At 70.4% G+C, this 21741-nt stretch carries 23 protein-coding genes and 1 tRNA gene; 9 read left to right on the forward strand and 15 right to left on the reverse strand.

Going from position 1 to position 21741, the window contains the following annotated elements; translation table 11 throughout:
• Positions 1–39 precede the first annotated feature (39 nt).
• The 5 genes from ACTJKO_RS09390 to ACTJKO_RS09410 all read left to right on the forward strand — a co-directional run bounded on the left by ACTJKO_RS09390 (position 40) and on the right by ACTJKO_RS09410 (position 5598).
• Positions 40–1068, forward strand: coding sequence for an acyl-CoA dehydrogenase (locus tag ACTJKO_RS09390; RefSeq protein ID WP_440687971.1), 1029 nt, complete (start codon positions 40–42; stop codon positions 1066–1068).
• Positions 1065–2414, forward strand: a complete 1350-nt coding sequence (locus ACTJKO_RS09395; RefSeq protein ID WP_440687973.1) for a PIG-L family deacetylase — start codon at positions 1065–1067, stop codon at positions 2412–2414. Before ACTJKO_RS09390 ends, ACTJKO_RS09395 begins: the two co-directional genes overlap by 4 nt.
• Positions 2411–3139: a glycosyltransferase gene (locus ACTJKO_RS09400; protein ID WP_440687975.1), complete on the forward strand. Its 729-nt coding sequence runs from the start codon at positions 2411–2413 to the stop codon at positions 3137–3139. The genes ACTJKO_RS09395 and ACTJKO_RS09400 overlap by 4 nt, the downstream gene beginning before the upstream one ends.
• A gap of 129 nt (positions 3140–3268) precedes the next feature.
• Entirely contained in the window at positions 3269–4798 is a 1530-nt protein-coding gene (locus ACTJKO_RS09405) for an ABC transporter permease (RefSeq protein WP_440687977.1), read from the forward strand.
• Between the two features lie 125 nt (positions 4799–4923).
• On the forward strand, positions 4924–5598 hold the full coding sequence (locus tag ACTJKO_RS09410) for an ABC transporter ATP-binding protein (RefSeq protein WP_440688020.1): 675 nt from the start codon (positions 4924–4926) through the stop codon (positions 5596–5598).
• A 73-nt stretch (positions 5599–5671) separates the two neighbouring features.
• Here the strand turns inward: ACTJKO_RS09410 and ACTJKO_RS09415 are convergent, their stop codons facing one another.
• From ACTJKO_RS09415 to ACTJKO_RS09440, 6 genes are all read right to left on the reverse strand, one after another.
• Entirely contained in the window at positions 5672–6622 is a 951-nt protein-coding gene (locus ACTJKO_RS09415; protein WP_440687979.1) for a TolB family protein, read from the reverse strand.
• A 104-nt stretch (positions 6623–6726) separates the two neighbouring features.
• A complete protein-coding gene (locus ACTJKO_RS09420) occupies positions 6727–7566 on the reverse strand; it encodes a carbohydrate ABC transporter permease (RefSeq protein WP_440687981.1) in 840 nt (279 codons plus the stop codon).
• On the reverse strand, positions 7559–8554 hold the full coding sequence (locus ACTJKO_RS09425) for a carbohydrate ABC transporter permease (protein ID WP_440687983.1): 996 nt from the start codon (positions 8552–8554) through the stop codon (positions 7559–7561). Before ACTJKO_RS09425 ends, ACTJKO_RS09420 begins: the two co-directional genes overlap by 8 nt.
• Positions 8555–8728: 174 nt before the next feature.
• Complete coding sequence (locus ACTJKO_RS09430) at positions 8729–10030, reverse strand: ABC transporter substrate-binding protein (protein WP_440687985.1); 1302 nt, start codon at positions 10028–10030, stop codon at positions 8729–8731.
• A 92-nt stretch (positions 10031–10122) separates the two neighbouring features.
• A complete protein-coding gene (locus tag ACTJKO_RS09435) occupies positions 10123–11286 on the reverse strand; it encodes a Gfo/Idh/MocA family protein (protein ID WP_440687987.1) in 1164 nt (387 codons plus the stop codon).
• Positions 11283–12029: a sugar phosphate isomerase/epimerase family protein gene (locus ACTJKO_RS09440; protein ID WP_440687989.1), complete on the reverse strand. Its 747-nt coding sequence runs from the start codon at positions 12027–12029 to the stop codon at positions 11283–11285. The genes ACTJKO_RS09435 and ACTJKO_RS09440 overlap by 4 nt, the downstream gene beginning before the upstream one ends.
• A gap of 145 nt (positions 12030–12174) precedes the next feature.
• Here ACTJKO_RS09440 and ACTJKO_RS09445 point away from each other — a divergent pair, with 145 nt between their 5' ends.
• A complete protein-coding gene (locus tag ACTJKO_RS09445) occupies positions 12175–13386 on the forward strand; it encodes an ROK family protein (RefSeq protein WP_440687991.1) in 1212 nt (403 codons plus the stop codon).
• A gap of 137 nt (positions 13387–13523) precedes the next feature.
• On the forward strand, positions 13524–14207 hold the full coding sequence (locus tag ACTJKO_RS09450; protein ID WP_440687993.1) for a YqaJ viral recombinase family protein: 684 nt from the start codon (positions 13524–13526) through the stop codon (positions 14205–14207).
• Here ACTJKO_RS09450 and ACTJKO_RS09455 read toward each other — a convergent pair.
• From ACTJKO_RS09455 to ACTJKO_RS09480, 6 genes are all read right to left on the reverse strand, one after another.
• Positions 14204–14812, reverse strand: coding sequence for a Pr6Pr family membrane protein (locus ACTJKO_RS09455; protein ID WP_440687995.1), 609 nt, complete (start codon positions 14810–14812; stop codon positions 14204–14206). The two genes, ACTJKO_RS09450 and ACTJKO_RS09455, sit on opposite strands and share 4 nt — an antisense overlap.
• 87 nt (positions 14813–14899) lie before the next feature.
• Positions 14900–15589, reverse strand: a complete 690-nt coding sequence (gene rplA, locus ACTJKO_RS09460; protein ID WP_440687997.1) for a 50S ribosomal protein L1 — start codon at positions 15587–15589, stop codon at positions 14900–14902.
• Between the two features lie 88 nt (positions 15590–15677).
• Positions 15678–16109 (reverse strand): 50S ribosomal protein L11, encoded by a 432-nt coding sequence (rplK, locus tag ACTJKO_RS09465; protein WP_079236584.1) that lies wholly within the window; start codon positions 16107–16109, stop codon positions 15678–15680.
• A gap of 126 nt (positions 16110–16235) precedes the next feature.
• A complete protein-coding gene (nusG, locus tag ACTJKO_RS09470) occupies positions 16236–17279 on the reverse strand; it encodes a transcription termination/antitermination protein NusG (RefSeq protein WP_440688000.1) in 1044 nt (347 codons plus the stop codon).
• Between the two features lie 119 nt (positions 17280–17398).
• Positions 17399–17662, reverse strand: a complete 264-nt coding sequence (gene secE, locus ACTJKO_RS09475) for a preprotein translocase subunit SecE (protein ID WP_440688022.1) — start codon at positions 17660–17662, stop codon at positions 17399–17401.
• 35 nt (positions 17663–17697) lie between these two features.
• Positions 17698–17770: transfer RNA gene (locus ACTJKO_RS09480), tRNA-Trp, on the reverse strand.
• 181 nt (positions 17771–17951) lie between these two features.
• On the opposite strand from ACTJKO_RS09480, the gene ACTJKO_RS09485 reads away from it, so the two are divergent.
• The gene (locus ACTJKO_RS09485; protein ID WP_440688024.1) at positions 17952–19133 is read left to right on the forward strand and encodes a pyridoxal phosphate-dependent aminotransferase; all 1182 of its coding nucleotides are present in this window, start codon (positions 17952–17954) and stop codon (positions 19131–19133) included.
• Positions 19134–19251: 118 nt separating this feature from the next.
• On the opposite strand, the gene ACTJKO_RS09490 is transcribed toward ACTJKO_RS09485, so the two are convergent.
• Genes ACTJKO_RS09490 through ACTJKO_RS09500 form a run of 3 tightly spaced genes read right to left on the reverse strand, consistent with a single transcriptional unit; the run spans position 19252 to position 21154 of the window.
• Positions 19252–20268, reverse strand: coding sequence for a UDP-N-acetylmuramate dehydrogenase (locus ACTJKO_RS09490; protein WP_440688002.1), 1017 nt, complete (start codon positions 20266–20268; stop codon positions 19252–19254).
• 14 nt (positions 20269–20282) lie between these two features.
• Complete coding sequence (locus tag ACTJKO_RS09495) at positions 20283–20708, reverse strand: MaoC/PaaZ C-terminal domain-containing protein (protein WP_440688004.1); 426 nt, start codon at positions 20706–20708, stop codon at positions 20283–20285.
• Positions 20705–21154 (reverse strand): FAS1-like dehydratase domain-containing protein, encoded by a 450-nt coding sequence (locus ACTJKO_RS09500; protein ID WP_440688006.1) that lies wholly within the window; start codon positions 21152–21154, stop codon positions 20705–20707. The genes ACTJKO_RS09495 and ACTJKO_RS09500 overlap by 4 nt, the downstream gene beginning before the upstream one ends.
• A gap of 136 nt (positions 21155–21290) precedes the next feature.
• Between ACTJKO_RS09500 and ACTJKO_RS09505 the strand changes: the two genes are divergently transcribed.
• On the forward strand, positions 21291–21680 hold the full coding sequence (locus tag ACTJKO_RS09505) for a hypothetical protein (protein WP_440688008.1): 390 nt from the start codon (positions 21291–21293) through the stop codon (positions 21678–21680).
• Positions 21681–21741: the final 61 nt, after the last annotated feature.

Genomic DNA, 21741 nt, shown 5'->3' on the forward strand with positions numbered 1-21741 from the left:
CCGGTCAAGAACTCGGTGACGCGTCAGTACGGTGGCAGTGTGCTCGAATCCTCCGCCTGGCCCGCGTCCGCACGAGACGTCGACACCGAGGGGGTCGAGCGCTCGGCCAGGAGGCTCGGCTCCGCTCGGTCGGACCGGCTCGCGTTCGCGCAGGCGCTCACCGCCACCGCCCCGCTCCTGTCCGCGGGCACGGCCGGCGGGTCCTTCGCCACGCTCGCCGCGGTCGCGGCGGCGGACGTGGCCACCGCCCGCACGGTCGAGCCGCACCTCGACGCCCTCGCGATCCTCACGCAGGCCGGCACCGACGCCCCGGTCGGGTCGACCTGGGGCGTGTTCGCCGCCGAAGCGCCCGGGGTCCGCCTGTGCGCCGCGGTGGACGGCGAGTCCGCCGTGCTCGAGGGGACGAAGCCGTGGTGCTCCCTGGCATCGACGCTCTCGCACGCGCTCGTGACGGCGCACGTCGGCGACGATCGGCAGCTGTTCGCGGTCGATCTCCGGCAGCCCAGGGTCACCGTCCACGACGAGGCGTGGGTCGCCCGCGGCATGCCGGACGTGCCGAGCGGGCCGGTCGACTTCGCGGGCGTCCGGGCCCTGCCGGTCGGCGCTCCGGGTTGGTACCTCACCCGTCCGGGGTTCGCCTGGGGCGGGATCGGTGTCGCGGCGTGCTGGTGGGGCGGAGCGGTCGGGCTCGCCCGGGTCCTGCGGGACCTCGCCGTGTCCCGACCGGAGTCCGAGCTGCTGCAGGCAGCGCTCGGCGCGACGGTCGCCGACCTCCGGGACGCCGAGGACGCCCTGGCGGACGCTGCCGCGCGCATCGACGCCTCGACACCGGACGACGAGACCGACTGGTCGCTGCTCGCCCAGGTCGTCCGGTCGCGGGTCCGCCGGTCGGTGGACGCCGTCCGGGAACGAGTGGTCCGGACGGTCGGCCCCGGTCCACTCGCGTCCGACGCCGCGGTTGCCGCCCGGGTCGCGGATCTCGAGCTCTACGTGCTGCAGGACCACGGGGAACGGGACCTCGCCCGCATCGGACGCAAGGTCGTCCAGCACGGAGGTGCCCGGTGGTGAGCTTCGACCACCGCGAGCCCGGCACCGACCCGGCCGCGTGGACAGCCTTCACCGCGTCGGTGTCCGCGCCGCGGGTGTCCCTCGACGGCATCGCCTCGCTCGTGGTCGTCGCGCCGCACCCCGACGACGAGACCCTCGGCGCAGGCGGCCTGATCGCCACCGCCGCGGGTTCGGGCCTGCCGGTGCACGTGCTGCTCGTCACCCGCGGCGAGCGCTCCCACCCCGATTCCCCCACGACGAGCCCGTCGCGGCTGATCGCCGTGCGTGACGCCGAGTTCCGCGCCGCACTCGGGATCCTGAACGCCGATGCGACGGCCGAGGTGCTCGACGTTCCCGACGGCGGCTTGCGTGAACACGCGGAGGTGCTCCGTGCAGCGCTGTCCCACGCGGTCGACGGCGCGGACGGTCCCGTGCTCGTGGTCGCTCCGTGGCGTGGGGACGGTCACCGCGACCATCGCATCGCGGGTGAGGTCGCAGAGGAGGTCGTCGGGCGCTCCGCCGGCACCGGATTGCTGGCGTACCCGATCTGGACCTGGCACTGGGACGACCCAGTCGACCCCGCGGCGCCGTGGCACCGGGCTCGTGGGTTGACGCTGACCACGACCGCACGGGAGCGGAAGGGTGCCGCGCTGGCCGCGTACTCGTCGCAGACCCGGCCGCTCTCCCCGGCGCCCGGCGACGAGGCGGTCGTCGACGACCGGCACGCCGCGCACCACCTCGGCGAGACCGAGTGGTTCTTCGCGCCGGAGCGCTCGCGCTCGCGGGAGTCCTTCGACGCGCACTACCGCCGGAAGCCCGAGGGGTGGGACTTCGACGGCTCTTGGTACGAGCGGCGGAAGCGGGCCGTGACCCTGGCGGCACTGCCCCGTGAGCGGTACCGGTCGGCACTCGAGCTCGGTTGCTCGACCGGCGTCCTGACGGCGGCGCTGACCGAGCGCGCCGACGCGGTCCTCGGCACGGACATCTCCGAGGCGCCGCTGACACGCGCGCGGACCCGTGCCCCGCTCGCCCGGTTCGTGCGGGCGGCGCTCCCCGACGAATGGCCGGTGGGCCGGTGGGACCTGGTGGTCCTGTCGGAGGTCGGGTACTACCTCTCCCCCGCCGACCTCGACCGGACGATCGACCGCGTGCTCGCGTCCCTCGACGACGACGGCGTGCTCGTCGCCTGCCACTGGCGGCACCCCGACGACGAGGCGGTGACGAGCGGGGACGCCGTCGACGCCCGGCTCGCCGAGCGCTGGCCCCGTCCGGCACTGGTGCGGCACGTCGAGCCGGACTTCGTGCTGAGCGTGCTGCCCGGTCCGGCGGTGGTCGCCCCCGCGACCGCCGAGGGGCTCGCTCCGTGACACTGCCGGCGCGGATCGACGTCGTCGTCCCGGCCCACGACGAAGCGGACGGGATCGGCGCCTGCGTGCTCGCCCTCGCCGGTGCCGTCCGAGCATCGCACCGGGAGCACCCGGACGTCGCCGTGGCCGTGACGGTCGTGCTCGACTGGTGCACGGACGGCACGGCCGGCGCCCTCGCGGCAGCGCGGGACGCCGATCCGCTCTGGTCGTCGGTGGCGCTCACGGTCGTGGCGACCCCACGGGTCGGCGTCGGGCGTGCGCGGTCGATCGGCACGACGACCGCGCTCGCTGCCGGTCCGGCACCCGCGTCCCGGTGGACGGCGCACACGGACGCCGACTCCCGCGTCGACCCGGGGTGGCTCGTGCAGCAGGCCGACGCGTTCGCCGCCGGGGCGCACGTCCTGGTCGGCGCGGTGGTCCCGGACCCGGAGGACCTCGACCCGGTCGTCCTCGCCCGCTGGACGCTCGCACACCCGCCCGGCTCGACCCTCGGCCACGTGCACGGGGCGAACCTGGGGGTGCGCGGGGACGTCGCGGTCGCACTCGGCGGGTTCGACCCCGTCCCGGAGCACGAGGACGTCCGGTTGGTGGAGCGAGCTCGTGCCCTGGGCTTCCGGATCGACGCGACGACGGACCTGCCCGTGGTGACGAGCGGACGCTTCGACGGGCGGACACCCGGCGGGTACGCCGAGCACCTGCGGCGCACCTACGGTGACGCCGGCTGACGGGCGCTTAGCCAGCTCATAGGAACGTGCAGTGTCGGTCACTGGTCCGATGCCTAGGTTCTCCTCGTCGGCCCCGCCGTGCGTTCTGCGCGGCGCGGTGACCCCAGCCGGGCACCACCGAGGAGAACCATGTTCCTGACCTACCTCAGGCGCGAACTCACGAACCGCAAGAAGCAGACCGTCATCATCGCGATCGGCATGGCGCTCGCCATCGCCCTCGTGGTCATCGTGTCCTCGATCGCGGGCGGCGTGAAGGCCGCGCAGGCGAGCGTGCTGCAGTCCGTGTACGGCGTCGGCACCGACATCACCGTGACCAAGACCGAGACCCCGACGGGTTCGAGCACCGGCCGTCCGAGCTTCGACTTCGGCAGCCAGAGCGGCTCCGGCTCCGGCAGCGGCAGCTCCACCGACCTCTCCCAGTCCCGTCTGGCCGTGTCGCGGGGGTCGAGCACGCTGAGCGCAGCGGACGTGAAGACCGTGACGAGCACCAGCGGCGTCAAGGCGGCGACGGGCGTCCTCACCCTCGAGGACACGACGTTCTCCGGCCAGGTCAAGCAGCAGTCCGGCAGCAGCAGCGGCAGCAGCGGCTCCTCGACGCAGCAGGGCCCACCGAGCGGCGGCACCGAGGGCGGCGGCGGCTTCGGCGGCGGCTCGTTCAGCGTCGACTCGTTCACCGTCACGGGCATCCCGGTCACCGGCGACGCCGTCGGCCCCCTCACCAGCACGGAGCTGAGCAAGGGCCGCACCTTCACCGCGAAGGACGCCGGCAAGGACGTGGTCGTGCTCGACGCGAGCTACGCGAAGAGCGAGTCGAAGGCGGTCGGTGACACGCTCTCGATCGGCGGCAAGGACTTCACGGTCATCGGCATCGTCTCGTCCACGGGGTCGTCCTCGACCACCGGCTCGAACACGTACATCCCGCTCGACACCGCGCAGACCCTGTCCGACAACGCGGGCAAGGTGACCTCGATCTACGTCTCGGCGGAGTCCTCGTCCGACGTCTCCGCGATCAAGTCCGCGCTGCAGGCGAAGCTCACGAGCGCGACGGTCTCCACCGAGTCCGACCTCGCCTCGAGCGTCTCGGGTTCGCTGAGCACCGCGTCGAGCCTCGTCTCGAACCTCGGTACCTGGCTGTCGATCGTCGTCCTCGCGGCGGCGTTCCTCATCGCGATCCTCTTCACCATCTCCGGCGTGACGCGACGCACCCGTGAGTTCGGCACCCTCAAGGCGATCGGCTGGTCGAACGGCCGCATCACGCGCCAGGTCGCCGGCGAGTCGCTCGTGCAGGGCCTCATCGGCGGTGTGATCGGCGCCGCAGCGGGGCTCATCGGCATCCTCGTCGTGAACGTCATCTCGCCGACGATCTCGGCGAGCGCCTCCTCGGGCACGAGCCGTGGTCCGGGGGCGGGTGGCTTCCCCGGCGGTGCCGCGTCCGCCGCAGCGGGCAGTGGTGCAGCCGGGGCACCGGCAGGCGGCTTCGGCGCCGGCCGGGCCAGCACGGCCGCCACGACGGACGTCGTGCTGCACGCGCCCGTCACCGTCGAGGTCATCCTCCTGGCGATCGGTCTCGCGATCCTCGGTGGCCTGATCGCCGGTGCACTCGGCGGGTGGCGTGCCAGCCGCCTCCGGCCGGCCGAAGCGCTCCGGAGCGTGGCCTGATGTCCGACCCGACGAGCACCGACCACACCGCAGGACCCCACCCGACCACGCACCCGACAGGAGCCACCGTGACCAGCATCGAGACCGCACCCTCCGCGTCGGACGCGGACCGCGCCTCCCGTCCGATCTACCGTCTGCAGGGCGTGACGAAGACGTACGCGCAGAAGAACCGGACGGTCACCGCGCTGACCGGCGTGGACCTCACCATCCCCCAGGGCCAGCTCGTCGCGGTGCAGGGTCCGACCGGCGGCGGCAAGTCGACGCTGCTGCAGATGCTCGGCGCGCTCGACCGTCCGAGCACGGGTTCGGTGCACCTCGGCGACCGGGACGTGGCGACGCTCGGCGACGGAGCGCTCACCGACCTGCGGGCGACCGAGATCGGGTTCGTGTTCCAGAGCTTCAACCTCATCCCGACGTTGACGGCTCTGGAGAACGTCGAGACCGCGTTCGCCGGGTCCCTCGCGAACCGTTCCCGCGCCGAGATCCGCTCGCGGGCCACGGCCGCGCTGCAGGAGGTGGGCCTCGGTGAACGGCTCGACCACCTGCCGGCGGAGCTGTCCGGCGGTCAGCAGCAGCGCGTGGCGATCGCCCGGGCGCTCGTCAAGAACCCGAGCGTACTGCTGGCCGACGAGCCCACCGGAGCGCTCGACGAGGCGACCCGTGACGAGATCATGGGGCTCATCGAGAAGCAGTGGAAGGAGCGCGGGCTGACGGTCGTCATCGTCACGCACGATTCGTGGGTGGCCAAGCGCGCCGAGCGCCGCCTCCACATCAAGCAGGGGCAGGTGCGCGAGCTCTAGGCGCCTCGACCGCGCCGGAACGGGACGGGAGGCGCGGTGCACGCCCGGCGTGCACCGCGCCTCCCGTCTGCACTCACGCGTCGGCGCGAGCCGCCACCGGGTAGTCGCAGTACGCGAACCAGGCGGAGTCCGGCGACCACGGCGGCACGTTCACCGTCCCCTGCCCGCCGTCCAGCACGACGAGGGTCTCCGGCACGGGGGCGATCCGGGCGCCGTGCACGAGCGCACCGGGGAGCAGCCGGAGCTCCACCCGGTGGTCCGCGGGGTGCCCCTGCACGCCGGGCTCGTAGGAGAGGTAGAGCAGGTGCGCGCCGTCCGGGGAGACGTGCGGGAACCAGTTCACCCGGTCGTCCGCGGTGATCCGGGTGGGCTCCGCCTCGCCGGGACGCAGGGCGACGAGCTGCGCCGTGCCCGGACTGCAGCGTTCGGTGTTGTAGACGAGGACCTCACCGGCGAACGAGCAGCCGTCGGTCGGGTACTCGTCACGGGTCAGGAACGACGGTTCACCCGAGGCCGGGTCGACGAGGGCCACGTCGGTCGTCCAGACGTCGTCCTCCGACAGCTCCCCCACGATCGCCGCGAGCGAGCTGCCGTCGCCGGCGATGCCGTGCAGGTAGAACTTCCGCCGTACCGGCAACGCGGCGGCGGTGTCGGTGATCTTCGTCGCCGGTCCGCCGGCGGGCAGCGGGACGCGGTAGAGCTCGCCGTCCCGCGCACTCACCACGATCGAGTCCCCGGACGGGTCGAGGACGTGGTCGTTGTTGATCTCGTCGACGCCGCCCATCGGCACCGGCACGAGCGCGGTCTCGTCGAGGACGGCGTCGCTGCCGGGCTCGGGCAGCGGCAGCAGCCAGAGGTCCCCGTGACCGTTCAGCACGAGGGTGCCGGGGTCGAGGACGTTCGGCGCCTCGACGAGCACGGTGTCCGACTCGAACACGAGCCTGCTGGTCCGCGCCCGGACGTCGTACACGTGCACACGGCTGGTCTGTCCGGGCAGCAGTCGTCGCCCGCGGGTGTCGGTCATGGGTCCATCCTGTCGTCACGAGACTCGGGCTGGGCGACGTCCCTCGTGCCCGGAGGCACGAGGACTGTCGCCCAGCCCGAGTCTCAGCTGAGCCGTCGGCCGCGCTACTTCACCGCGCCGGCGGTCAGACCGGCCACGAACTGACGCTGAACGACGAGGAACGCGATCACGACCGGGATCGACACCACGAGCGACGCCGCCATGATCTGGTTCCAGTACACGTTCGTCTGCGTGGAGTACTGCTGCAGACCGACCGCGAGCGTCTGGCCGTTGCCGTTCGTCATCACCGAGGCGAAGAGCACCTCGCCCCAGGCCGTCATGAACGAGTAGATGCCGACCGCGACCAGACCCGGACGGGCCGAGGGCAGGATGACCCGGAACAGGGCACCCATCGGGCCGGAGCCGTCGACCATCGCGGCCTCGTCGAGCTCGCGCGGGATCGTCTCGAAGTACCCGGCGAGCATCCAGATCGAGAACGGCAGCGTGAAGGTCAGGTACGTGATGATCAGGCCGGTCCACGACCCGACGAGCTGGATGCCGAGCGCGTTCCCGAGGTTCGTGAAGATGAGGAACAGCGGGAGCAGGAAGAGCACGCCCGGGAACATCTGCGTCGAGAGCACCGCGGTGGTGAAGGTGCTCTTGCCCTTGAAGTTCCAGCGCGAGACACCGTAGGCCGCGAACGTCGCGATGATGAGCGAGAACACCGTCGCGACCGTGCAGACCACGAGCGAGTTGATGAAGTACTGCCCCAGCGGGACCGTGGTCCACATGTCGATGAACGGCTGGAAGGTGATGTTGGTGGGGATCCACGTGAAGTTGTTCTGCACGTCACCGAGCGGCTTGATCGCCGTGGTGATCATCACGTAGAGCGGGACGACCGTGAACAGCGTCAGCAGGACGATGGTGACGATCTTGAACGACTTGGCGCCGACTGTCTCACGCACGGACGGACCTCCGGTTGGTCACGGCGAGGTAGATGCCCGTGACGATGAGCAGGAAGATGAGGAGCAGGACGCTCATCGCGGCGCCGGAGCCGAAGTTCCAGGTGATGAACGACGCGTTGTAGATGTGGAAGCTCAGCAGGTCCGCCGCCGGGGGCTGCGCGGTCGAACCGAACAGGACGAACGGCGTGTTGAAGTCGTTGAACGTCCAGAGGAACATCACGAGCACGAGCGTCACGTTGACCGGGCGGACCATCGGCAGCGTGATCGAACGCCACTGGCGGAACGGCTTCGCACCGTCGACCGAAGCGGCCTCGTACACGTCGGCGGGCACGGACTGCAGGCCGGCCATGAGCATGAGGAAGGCGAAGGGCCAGGTCTTCCAGATCGCCACGACGACGACCGAGACGAACGCGTTCGAGCCGATGAGCCAGAACGGGCCGGTGCCGTTGAACAGGTGCAGCTGGTCCACGAGGACGTGGTTGATGGCACCGGAGTCGCGCTGGAACATGAACTTCCAGGTGATCACGCCCGCGTACATCGGCAGCGCGTACGGCACCAGGAACAGGGTGCGGAAGAGCCCACGGCCCTTGAACGGCTTCTGCAGCGCGACGGCGGCGGCCATGCCGAAGACCCACGACAGTCCGACCACGAGCACGGTGAACCCGCAGGTGATGAGGAACGAGTTGAGGACGCCCTTGCCGATCGCCTGGTCGAAGTCCACCACGATCGAGTAGTTGTGCAGCCCGGCGAACGGCGCCGCACCCCAGTTCGCGATGAAGTACTTGGTGAGCTGGATGAACGAGATCCAGATGCCGGTGAGCATCGGGACGATGTGGATGAGCAGCTCGAACAGGATGGCCGGCGCGACGAGCGCGTACGGCAGCCAGTTGGTCTTGCGCTTGCGGCCTGGCGGACGGCCCGACAGGGTCGGGGCCTTCGTGTGCGTCAGGTCGATGCGCTCCGAGTCGGGCAGGACCGTCGTGGACATGGGTGGTGGCCTTTCGGCAGGAGGAGGATCGGGTGCTTCGCACCGACGACCGGGGCAGCGGTCTGGTGGTACGGCATGCGTGAGCCGATCGGCTCACTCCCGGCGCGCGGGCCGGGTGGGGGGAGGAGGCCCGGACGCGTCCTGACGGACGCGACCCGGGCCTCCTGGCCGGGATCAGCCGTTCGCCTGGGACACCTGGTCCTGGGCGGTCTGCAGCGCGGACTTGATGTCGCTGTCCGACACGGTCGATCCGGTCGCGATCTTGGCGAACATGTCGTTCATCGCCTTGCCGACCGTGGACTCGAACTGGTCCTCGGCGGGCACCAGCGGGAGCGGCTTCGCCTTGTTGTTGTAGATGTCGAGGAACGTCTTCGTCTGCTCGTCCGTGACGGAGTCAGCAGCCGAGGCGAGCACCGGCAGCGCCGAGTACGGCTTGTCGAGCGTGGCCTGGGTGTCCGCGCTCGTCATGTACTTGACGAACTTCAGCGCGCCGTCCTTGTTCTTCGTGTTCTTGAAGATCGACAGGTTGATGCCAGCCGGGAACGACGCGATGTCCTTGGCGCCGGCCGGAGCTGGCAGCGCCACGACACCGAACTCGTCGGCCTTCATGCCGAGGGACTCGATGGTCGCGTTGGCGTTGTTCTGGTTGAGGATGAACGCGGCCTTCTTCTTCGCGAAGTCCGTGGTCGACTGGGTCGCGTTGTCGTACTGTGCGTTCGACGGGTTGGCGGCCTTCGCGACCTGCATGAGGTCGAGGTAGCGCTTGATCCCGTCGACGTTCGCCTGCGACGTGAAGGTCGGCTTGCCGCTCTTGTCGAACCACTCGCCGCCGTTCTGCGCCGAGGTGATGAAGGCGAAGTGCGCGTTCTCGGTGTACGAACCACCCGCGAGGCTGAACCCGTAGGTCCCGTCCTTGGTGAGCTGCTTCGCGTCCTTGACCAGGTCCTCCCACGTGGTGGGCGGGGTGATCCCGGCGTCCGAGAGGATCTTCTTGTTGTAGTACAGGCCGTAGGCGAGGCCGTAGAGCGGGACGCTCGTGACCGTCTTGCCGGGCGCACCACCGGTCGACAGCGCGACCTTGCCGAACTTGTCGGAGCCGCCGATCGCCTTCATCTCCGAGGCACCGAACTCCTGGAAGGCGCCGGTGGCCTGGAGCGACGTCGCCCAGGTGTTGCCGATGTTGACCACGTCCGGGCCCTGGCCCGAGGTGACGGCGGTCTGGATCTTGTTCTGCAGGTCGTTCCAGCCGATGACCTGGAGGTTGACCTTGATCCCGGTCTCCTTGGTGAACTTCTTGAGGACGGGGGTCAGCACCTCCTTGTCGTTCTGGAGCGACGTGCCCTGGTTGGACGCCCAGTAGGTGAGCGTCTTCGAGTCGCCGGAGGAGCCGGACGACCCGGAGGAGCAGGCTGCGAGGCCGGTCACGGTGAGTGCCGCGGCCGCGGTGATGGCCAGTGCGCGGAAGGCAGTGCGCATGACTCTCTACTTTCTCGTCGTTGAGATGGTGCTGGGGATGGAACGGTTCGTGCTGTCGGGTGCTGCTGTGTGGTGCGGGTCGTCCCCGTCCGTCAGGACAGGGTCGACTCCGCGGGGTCCCAGCCCTCGGGGAGGGTCGGGGAGGGTGCGACGGTGCTCTCGACGAGCACCGACTCACCACGTTCGGCCGCCTCGGCGATGGAGACCATCACGTCGAGGACGTGGAAGGCGAGGGCGCCGGGGACCCGGTTCTCCTCACCGGCGCGGAGGGAGCGGGCGAGGTCGACCACGCCGGTTCCGCGCGAGTACGTGGACCCCACCGCGGGGATCGTCTCGGGTTCCTCCGAACCGAGCGCGTACAGCTCGGTGTCCCCGTCGAAGTTGTTCGGGTCGGGGAAGACCACGGTGCCCGTCTCGCCGGCGATCTCGACGAAGCCGGTGCGGCCGCGGTCGGACTCGAAGGAGAAGACGCTCTGCGCACTCCCGCCGTTCTCGAACTCGATGAGCGCGGAGTGGTTCGTCGGCACCTCGACCGGGAACTCGGTGCCGGCCTTCGGACCGGAGCCGATGGTCCTGGTCGCGCGGGACTTCGACGCGGTGGCGGTGACCTTCTTGACCGGACCGAACGTCTGCACGAGGGTCGTGATGTAGTACGGGCCGATGTCGAAGAGCGGACCGGCGCCGTAGGCGAAGAGGAACTCGGGGCTCGGGTGCCACGACTCCGGGCCGGGGCTCTGGAAGAGCGTCAGACCGTTCAGCGGCCTGCCGATGCGGCCGTCGCGGATCGTGCGGAGCGCGGTCTGGAGGCCGGCGCCGAGGAACGTGTCCGGTGCGACGCTCACGGTCTTGCCGGCGGCGAGCGCGGCGTCGCGGAGCTGTGCGGCGCTCTCACGGTCGAGGGCGTAGGGCTTCTCACCCCAGACGTGCTTGCCTGCGGCGAGGGCCTGCAGGGCCACCTCGACGTGGGCGGCGGGGATGGTCAGGTTGACGACGATCTCGACGTCGTCGTTCGCCAGGAGCTCCTCGACCGTGCCCGAGCCGGCGACGCCCCACTTCTCCGCCTGCGACGCTGCGCGGGACAGGTCGATGTCGGCGATGAAGTGGACCTTGACGTCGGGGAAGACGGTGAGGTTCGACAGGTACTGGTCGGAGATGACCCCGGCGCCGATGACGCCGACGCCGACCGGGCCGGTCTTGGTCGTGCCGGTGCGCTGCGCGTCGGCGACGCTGCTGGTCACGGTGGTGGTGTCGGTCATGCGCGGGCCCCCTCGAGGAACGTGTAGGAGTCGGTGACGGCCTGGAAGACGTCCCCTTCGTGGTCGTCGAGCTCGACGACGTGGAGGGCGTCCGGCGCGGCGTCGATGATCTCGCGGATCGGCATCACGCCGTCGCCCACGGCGACCTGCTTCTTGTCGTCGTGCGATCCGTCGCCGTCCTTGACGTGCAGGAACTGGACCTTGTCGCCGTACTTGCCGATGATGGCGACCGGGTCGTCGCCGCCGACCTTCACCCAGTACGTGTCGAGCTCGAGCACGACGTCGTCGGACAGTGCGTCGGCGAACACCTCGTAGGCGCTGACGCCGTCGATGCGGTTCGAGAACTCGAACGCGTGGTTGTGGTAGCCGAGGGTGAGGCCGTGGTCGGCAGCGCGGGGGGCGAGGGCGCTCAGTTCGCGGGCGATCGCCTCGACGTCCTCGCGCGTGGTCCACCGGGCCTCGTCGATGTGCGGGTCGATCAGGGTGCCGGTGCCGGTGGTCGCCGTCGCGTGGAAGATGCGCTCGAGGTCCTGCTCGCCCGCGTCCAGCAGCCGTGCGTGCCCGCTCGGAGCGGCGAGGCCGGCGTCCTTCAGGGCGGCCGCGTACTCGTCGGCGCGGTCCACGTAGCCGAACAGTTCGACGTTCGTGAACCCGATGCCGGCGATGCGCTGCAGCGTGCCGGGGAGATCGGCAGCGAGGGCGTCGCGGACTGTGTAGAGCTGGACCGAAAGCGGTTGGGTCACCAGGTGTTCTCCTCGTCGAGATGGTGCGGTCGACATCGACCGAGCGTCACACTACGAGCACTTCTGTCGGCGGTCAAGCAGAAGTCGGGAGAAAGTCGACGAACTTCATTGCGTGGCGCGTTCGATGTGTGGTTCACTCCCCCACATGGTCGACTTGACTCGGACGGCAGCGTCGCCTCCGGTCGGGACGAGCGAGCTCTTCCAGATCCTCCGCGACGGCGTGCCGCGGACCCGGGCCGAGCTCGCCGCACTGACAGGACTCGCACGCTCGACGATCGGCGTGCGCCTCGATGCCCTCACCGACGTCGGACTCGTGGGACCGGTGGACACCGCCGCCTCCACCGGTGGGCGCCCGCCCGCCCAGGTGGCACTGAAACCGCGCGCCCGCCTCGTGATCGCGGCGGACCTCGGCGCCTCGCACGGCCGCGTCGCCGTCACCGATCTCGTCGCGGCACCCCTCGCCACCCGCGAAGCGCGGATCGACATCGCCGCGGGACCGGTCCCGACGCTCACCTGGCTCGTCGAGACCATCGACGACCTGCTCGACGAGGTCGGACGCGCACGGGACGACGTCATCGCGATCGGCATCGGGGTGCCCGGACCCGTCGAGTTCTCGACCGGACGCCCCGCGAACCCGCCGATCATGCCCGGCTGGGACGGCTTCGACGTGCCCGGCTGGCTCCGGACCCACATCGCCGCGCACGTCCTGGTCGACAACGACGTGAACATCGCCGCGCTCGGCGAACGCGAGCACGGCTGGCCCGACGTCGACCACCTGCTCTTCGTCAAGGTCGCCACCGGCATCGGCTCCGGCATCGTGTCCGACGGCGAGCTCCAGCGCGGCGCACAGGGCACCGCGGGCGACATCGGGCACGTCCGCGTCTCCAGCGCCGGCGACGTGCCGTGCCACTGCGGGAACACCGGCTGCCTCGAGGCCGTGGCGTCGGGGCCCGCGATCGCCCGACGGCTCCGCGGGAAGGGCCACGACGTGCACACCAGCGCGGACGTGCTCGACCTCGTGAACCGTTCCGACCTCGACGCGATCCAGGCCGTGCGCCAGGCGGGCCGGGACATCGGCGAGGTCCTCGCCACCTGCGTGTCGCTCATGAACCCGTCCGTGATCGCGCTGGGCGGCTCGATCACGCAGGCCGGCGAGCACCTCCTCGCCGGCGTCCGGGAGGTCGTGTACTCGCGCTCGATGCCGCTCGCCACCGAGCACCTCGTGATCGCGCAGTCGCGTGCGGGTTCCCACGCAGCCCTGCAGGGGGCAGCCGCCCTGGCGATCGGCTACGCGCTCTCCCCCGCCGGCGTCGACGAGCTCGTGACCTTCGCCGAGGGGCGTCAGCTCGTCTCGTGACCGGCACCGCCGGGGCGTCGGTTCCGTGTCGTCGGCGCGTCCGTTCTGTGTCGTCGGTGCGTCGGTTCCGTGTCGTCGGTTGCGTGTGGTCGGTGCGTCGGTTTCGTCTCGTCGGTGCCCGGGGTGAGAATCGACGGGTGACGATCGTGCAGCCCACCCTGTGGGGCGACCTGGACCCCGGCCTGGAGGCGCAACCCGCCTCCGGCACGTCGGCTCCCGTCGCGCACGACACCTTCACCGCCCTCCGTGGGCACACCGGCCGGATCGTCGCACACTCGTCCGACCGCGTCGCCTGGCTCCGCGCCCGCGCCATGGGCATCACCGCGACCGACGTCGCCCGGCTCGCCTCGCTGCGCGCCGTGGACGCCGTCGTGACGGACAAGCGGTACGGCTCCCGGTTCTCGGGCAATCCCTACACCGAGCACGGCAAGGAACGCGAGCCCGTCATCGCCGCCTGGGTCGCGGCCACGCACGGCATCCAGCCCTCCGCCCACCTGTTCCACGCCGCCACGAACCGAGCGCACCTCGCGACGCCCGACGGCGTCGGGGTCGACGGGTCCTCCCGGGTCGTGCTCGCCGAGATCAAGACGACCGCGAAGGCCTGGCGCAGCATCCCCCGCCACTACCTCCGCCAGATCTGGTGGCAGCAGTACGTGCTCGGAGCGGACCGCACCCTGTTCGTCTGGGAGCGCCACGACGGGTTCGTGCCCGTCGCCGACGAGCCCGAGTGCCGGTGGGTCGACCGGGACGACGACCAGATCCGCGGCCTCATCCAGCTCGCCGACCTGGTGCTCGACCGGTTGCGCGGTCTCCGGAACTAGACCTTCACCAGGCGCAGGCGGCTCATCCCGATCACGAGCACGCCCATGAGCGCGATGAAGACGGCCACGCCGAGGCAGTACAGCGCGACGACCCCGTAGCCGAGGTCGGGGTTCAGGAACGGGTACGGCACCCATCCGTCCGTGGCACCGCGGATGAGGATGACGACGAGCCACACCGCGGGGTAGACGAGGAACCACCACACGTGGCGCAGCAGCAGTCGACCACGGTCGGAGAACAGCAGCCAGTCGAGGACCGCGTACAGCGGCATGATCCGGTGGAGCACGTCGTTCGACCACTGCACCGAGGTCTGCACGTCGGCGTGGACGAGCAGGGTGTTGTAGACGATGCCCGTCGTGGCGATGTACACCGTCGACGCCCCGCGGAACAGGCTCAGCCGGAGATCCCCCCGCTTGCGCCTCGCGGCGGCCACGAGGGTCGCGGCGAACGCGACCGCGATGAGGATGTTCGACTGGATCGTGAAGTAGCCGAAGAAGTTCGGGAAGTGGTAGCTCGGCAGCTTCGAGCTGACCAACCACTGGGCGAGGATCGCCGACACCACGGCGATGACCGCGAGCAGCCGGAGCGAGTTCACGAGGATGCGCACGAGGCCACGGTAACGGGACACCTCCGGCGCAACGAGGAAGGACCCGCACCGAATCCGGTGCGGGTCCTTCCTGGACTGATCAGTGGATCAGATGGCGTTGACGTCGAGCGGGATGCCCGGGCCGAAGGTCGTCGAGACGGCGCCCTTCATGATGTAGCGGCCCTTCGACGCGCTCGGCTTGAGGCGGTTGATCTCCTCGAGCGCCGTGGTGATGTTCTCGTCGAGCTGCTCCGGCGTGAACGAGGCCTTGCCGACGACGAAGTGCACGTTGGCGTGCTTGTCGACACGGAACTCGATCTTGCCGCCCTTGATGTCGTTGACGGCCTGCGCGACGTTCGGGGTCACGGTGCCGGTCTTCGGGTTCGGCATGAGGCCACGCGGGCCGAGCACCTTGCCGAGACGACCGACCTTGCCCATGAGCTCGGGCGTCGCGACGGCGGAGTCGAAGGCGGTGTAGCCCTCGGCGACCTTCTGGATGAGCTCGTCGCCACCGACCTCGTCGGCACCGGCGGCGATGGCGGCCTCGGCAGCAGCGCCGACCGCGAAGACGATGACGCGGGCGGTCTTGCCCGTGCCGTGCGGCAGGATGACCGTGCCACGGACCATCTGGTCCGCCTTGCGCGGGTCGACGCCGAGCTTGAGCGCGACCTCGACGGTGGAGTCGGTCTTGGCCGAACCGGTCTCCTTCGCCAGGGCGACGGCCTCGGCGGGGGTGTAGAACTTGTCGGCCTCGATCGTCGCGGCCGCGGCCTGGTAGGCCTTGGACTTCTTCGCCATGGTGTTCTCCTCGGGAGCTACGTGGTTGACGAGCCGGCGCGGCTCTCCCACGGAAAGGTGTTGGGGTGTGTGCCTGAGGCGGTCGGGCTTACGCCTCGACCGTGATGCCCATCGAACGCGCGGTGCCGGCGATGATCTTCGCGGCGGCGTCGATGTCGTTGGCGTTCAGGTCGGCCTGCTTGGTCTCGGCGATCTGACGGACCTGGTCCATCGAGATCTTCGCGACCTTGACCGTGTGCGGGGTCGAGGACCCCTTCTGCACACCCGCAGCCTTCTTGATGAGCTCAGCTGCCGGCGGGGTCTTGAGGACGAACGTGAACGAACGGTCCTCGTAGACGGTGATCTCCACCGGGACGACGTTGCCGCGCTGCGACTCGGTCGCGGCGTTGTACGCCTTGCAGAACTCCATGATGTTCACGCCGTGCTGACCGAGCGCCGGACCGATCGGGGGTGCCGGGTTGGCGGCGCCCGCGTTGATCTGCAGCTTGATCAGGCCCGTGACCTTCTTCTTCGGTGCCATGACTTGTGTCTTCCTCCTGGAATCGAACGCACGGGGACCCGTGCACTCTCCCGCTGGTCAGGCCGTTCCGGACCGCGGTGCAGCCCCGCACGCACGGAGCGCTCGGGGCCAAACTCGATAAGTGTACTAGAGCTTCGTGACCTGGTCGAAGCTGAGCTCGACCGGGGTCTCACGCTCGAACAGCGAGACGAGGACGGTGAGCTTGCCGCTCTCCGGCTTGATCTCGGAGATCGAACCCGGCAGACCCGCGAACGAGCCTTCCTTGATCGTGATCGTCTCGCCGATCTCGAAGTCGACCTCGGCCGCCGGCTGCGACTGCGCACCGGCGGAGCCCTTCGCGCCACCCTTGGTCGGGGCCGCCTCGGCGACCTGGACGAGCGACTTGAGCATGCCGAACGCCTCGTCGAAGCGGAGCGGCGTGGGGTTGTGGGCGTTCCCGACGAAGCCGGTGACACCGGGGGTGTGCCGGACGACGGACCACGAGTCCTCGTTGAGGTCCATGCGGACGAGCACGTACGAGGGGATCCGGACGCGGGTGACCAGCTTGCGCTGCCCGTTCTTGATCTCGACGACGTCCTCCATCGGGACCTCGACCTGGTAGATGTAGTCCTCCATCGACATCGACACCATGCGGTTCTCGATGTTCGACTTCACCCGGCGCTCGAAGCCCGCGTAGGAGTGGATGACGTACCACTTGCCCGGCTTCATGCGCAGCTCGGCCTTGAACGCCTCGTACGGGTCGACCTCGGCCTCGTCGTCGGCGGCGTCGAGGGCTTCGTCGGCGGCGAGCAGCTCGTTCGCCTCGGCCGCGGACTCCTCGGCCAGCTCGACCTCTTCCTCGTCCTCGACCGCTTCGACGGCGGCCTCGGCCTCGTCAGCGGTGTCCACGTCGAGAGCGTCGTCGACGACGGCGTCCGCTTCCGGGTCGCGCGCTTCCTGGAGGGCCGTGAGCGCCTCGTCGATGCTGGCGTCGACCGTGCCGTCGTCGGGCTCGTCGCTCAGGCCGAGCGACTCGTCGTTCTCGTCCTCGATCTCGATCGCGCGCTCTTCGGCGGACTCGACCGAACGCTCCTCGCCGGTCTCGACGTCGCCTTCCTGGTTCTCCTCGACCTCGGAGGACTGCTCGGCAGCCGTGGCGAGGTCGATGTCGTCGCGGGAGTTGTCAGACACTGTCGATTCTTTCCGTTCGGTGGTGCGGATCGGGTTGGCGGGCGGATCGGGTCACGATCGGCGCCGTCTCGGGCGACCGTACTCCTGTCCGCGAACGGCCAGGACAGCCGAGGTCCGGGTCAGGCCGTGGGCCCGTTGCCGAAGACGTACCCGACGCCGAGACCGAACACGAAGTCGAGGACCGACACGATGACCATCATCACGACGACGAAGACCAGGACGACGCCCGTGTAGCTGAAGAGCTCCTTGCGGGTCGGCGTCACGACCTTGCGCAGCTCGCCGATGACCTGGCGGATGAAGAGCACGATGGCAGCGAACGGGCCGCGGCGCTCAGCCCGGTCCTGCTTCGCCTTGGCGACGACGTCGTCCGCCGTCGTCTCCATGTCTTTGCTCGCCAACTTCTACCCTTCCAGATGTGCAGGGCGGACAGGACTCGAACCTGCAACCTGCGGTTTTGGAGACCGCTGCTCTACCAATTGAGCCACCGCCCTTCGGACACGACTCGTCACCGATCCGTGTTCCGGTGGTCGAGTGTACGGGAGTCCGTCACACGGTGTCCACTTGACGGATGCTCCGGCGTGCCGCGCCGGTAGGCTGGCCACCGTGAGCACCGAAGCCCCCGGCCCCGAGTCCACCGCCAACCCCGCTGCCGCGCCCACCGATCGGCCGCGCATCGCGTCCCGCATCGCCGCGATCGCCGAGTCCGCGACGCTCAAGGTGGATGCGAAGGCGAAGGCACTCAAGGCCGCCGGTCGGCCGGTCATCTCCTTCGCCGCCGGCGAGCCCGACTTCGCCACGCCCCAGCACGTGGTCGACGCCGCGGTGCAGGCCGCGCAGGACCCGAAGAACCACCGGTACACGCCCGCCACGGGCCTGCCCGAGCTGAAGCAGGCCATCGCCGAGAAGACCGCGCGGGAGTCCGGCGTCACCGTCGACCCGTCGCAGGTGATCGTCACGAACGGCGGGAAGCAGGCCGTCTACCAGGCGTTCCAGACGATCGTGGACGACGGCGACGAGGTCCTCCTCCCCGCCCCGTACTGGACCACCTACCCCGAGGCGATCCGTCTCGCGGGCGGGGTGCCCGTCGACGTCTTCGCCGGCAGCGACCAGGACTACCTGGTCACGGTCGAGCAGCTCGAGGCGGCCCGCACGCCGAAGACCAAGGCGCTGCTGTTCTGCTCACCCTCGAACCCGACCGGCTCGGTGTACACGGCCGAGCAGACGAAGGCCATCGGCGAGTGGGCGCTCGAGCACGGCATCTGGGTGATCAGCGACGAGATCTACCAAGACCTCGTCTACGACGGCGTCCGGTTCACGGGCATCCTCGACGCCGTCCCCGCCCTCGCCGACACGACCATCCTCGTCAACGGTGTGGCGAAGACCTACGCGATGACCGGGTGGCGGATCGGGTGGTTCATCGGCCCCGCCGACGCGGTCAAGGCTGCGTCGAACCTGCAGTCGCACCTCTCGTCGAACGTCTCGAACGTCTCGCAGCGGGCGGCCATCGCCGCACTGACCGGCCCGCAGGAGCCCGTGACCGCGATGCGCGAGGCCTTCGACCGCCGTCGGAAGAGCATCGTCGACGGGCTCAACGCCATCCCGGGCTTCGTCACGCCGACCCCGAAGGGCGCCTTCTACGTCTACCCGGACGTCACCGCACTGCTCGGCAAGGAGTGGGCCGGCTCGACCCCGACCACGACGCTCGAGCTCGCCGACCTCATCCTCGAGCACGCCGAGGTCGCGGTCGTCCCGGGCGAGGCGTTCGGTCCGTCCGGCTACCTCCGTCTGTCGTACGCGCTGGGCGACGACGACATCGCCGAGGGCGTCGCCCGCCTGGCGAAGCTCTTCGCGTAGCCCCCCCAGGGCGGGGTCGCACCTCGCCAGAGACATCGCGCCCCGTCACGACGGGGCGCGATGTCGTTCCGGGGGTGCCGCCCCGGTGCGACGGATGGGCCGGGAGGCGCGCCCCGCCTCAGGCGAGGAGGTCGCCGACCACGACGGGCTCCGGCACGAGCGAGACACCGAAGCGGTTGAGGACGGTCACCTGGACGTAGCGGGCGAGTTCCGCGACCTGCGCCGCGGTCGCTCCCCCGCGGTTCGTCAGCGCGAGGGTGTGCTTCGACGAGATCGCCGCCCGGGAGCCCGGCACCGCGTACCCGCGGTGCACGCCGGCGTGCTCGATGAGCCACGCGGCGCTGAGCTTCACATCGTCGCCGGCGGGCCAGCGCGGCGCATCGGTCGGCAGGGTCTCGGCGAACGCGGCGGAGACGATCGGGTTCGTGAAGAACGACCCCGCGCTCCACGTGTCGTGGTCGTCCCCGTCGAGCACCATGCCCTTCGAGGCGCGGAGCCGGAGGACCTCGGCCCGGACCGCCGCCGGGGCGACGCGGTCACCGAGCTCGACGCCGAGCGAACCGGCGAGCTGTGCGTACTGCACCGGGACGCCCGCGGCGTCCGCGACGCCGAGACGGAACTCGACCGTCAGGACGACACCGCGTCGGCCGTGCTTGAGCGTCGACGTGCGGTAGCCGAGCGCCAGCTCGGCCGCGGGTACCCACGTGCGCTCCCCCGTCGACGCGTCGAGGAACTCGATCCGGGTGAGCACGTCGGACAGCTCGACCCCGTACGCGCCGATGTTCTGCACGGGGGCGGCACCGACGGTCCCCGGGATGCCGCTGAGCGCCTCCAGTCCGGTCCAACCGTTGTCGACGGTCGAGGCGACGAACGCGTCCCACGGTTCACCGGCGGCGACCCGGACGGTGACGCCGTCGGCGTCGGCGGTGTACTCGACACCCATCGTGCGGACGAGCACGACGGTGCCGTCGAATCCGTCGTCGGCGACCAACAGGTTGCTGCCGCCCCCGAGCACGAGCCACTCGTCGTCACCCCAGGCCGCGGTGGCGTGGTCGACCAGCTCGTCGGTCGTCGTGGCCGTCAGGACACGAGCGGCGGGACCACCGACGCGCAGCGTCGTGAGGTCGGCGAACACCGGCTCCGACACGGTCAGCGGAACGCCACCGTGACCTGCGCCTTGCCGAGCACGGTCTGCCCGGCGGCGGTCACGGTGAGGTCGATGCGCTGGGGACGGCCCTCGTCGTCGACGGTGCCGACCTTCGCGAGGACGCCGACCGTCGCACCCTGCTCCGGGTCGACGACCACGGGGCGGGTGAAGCGCACGCCGTAGCGGACCACCCAGCCGCGGTCGCCGAGCCACTCGGAGACGGGCTGGACGGCGAGCCCCATCGTCAGCATGCCGTGCGCGAGGACACCGGGCAGTCCGACGGCGGCGGCGACGTCGTCGCGGTAGTGGATCGGGTTGAAGTCGCCCGACGCTCCGGCGTACCGGACGAGCGAGTCACGGGTGAGGTGGACCTCGCGCTCGGCGACGACGGTGCCGACCTCGAGCGCGGTCACGGGTGCGGTGGTCATGCGTCGTCTCCTCGGACGACGAGGGTGGAGGTCGCCGTGACGACGTGCTCCCCCGCGGCGTCGTTCATCGTGCTCTCGGCGGTCACCATGGCGTTGCCGCCGAACGTCTTCACGCTCGTGACCGTCAGGGTCGCGGTGAGCTCGTCACCGGCGACGATGGGTCGCTCGTAAGCGAAGGCCTGCTCGCCGTGCACCACGCGGGAGAAGTCGATCCCCGCGTCCGGCTCGGCGAGGAGCTGGGCGAGCGTGGCTTCCTGCACGACCACCGCGAAGGTCGGCGGCGCGACGACGTCGTCGTAACCGGCGGCGCGCGCGGCCTCGGGCTCGTGGTGGATCGGGTTCGTCGCGAACACGGCGCGGGAGAACTCGCGCACCTTCTCACGACCGACCAGGTAGGGCGCGGCCGGCGGGAACGTCCTGCCGACGAGCTCAGGGTTCACAGACACGTCGGCAGTCTAGCGACGCGCGTCTGGGGGCTTGTCTTTCATGAGCATGCATCGGCTATGCTCGCTCCACGCGGTTCGGGGGAACCGATGCCGGCCCGGACGATCCGGACCGTGGCTTCCGGGGAGGGGAACGACGATGGACGCGACGACCGAGTTCGCCGTGCACACAGGAGACCGGTGCACCGCCATGGAGGTCGCCGGCGCAGCACTGCGGCAGGCCGGCCACCACGTCGAGTCCACCGGCGGCACCATCACCGCGACGACCGGCAGTCGCATGCTGACGATCCTGCTCGGGGCGCTCGTGCACCCGTCGCGGGAGTTCCGTCGGTACGAGCTCTCCACGACCGTCTCGGGGACCTCCACCACCATCACGCTCCGGCACGCCGGGCACGTCACAGCGGTGTCGGGCGGGGGCATCGGCGCGGGGCGGCGGCAGAGCGACTGGCAGCAGGTGAACGCGATGCTCGAGCGGGCGCTGCGTTCGGCCGGGGTGCTCGCCGGGCGGATCGAGCGGCGCTCGTCCTGACGCGGGCGCCGGCGGCGCCGCGGGCGGTGTGCGCGGCGCGGGCGGGCGGCGGGCGGGCGGC

The sequence above is a fragment of the Curtobacterium sp. 22159 genome (assembly GCF_052045775.1).
Lineage (GTDB): Bacteria > Actinomycetota > Actinomycetes > Actinomycetales > Microbacteriaceae > Curtobacterium.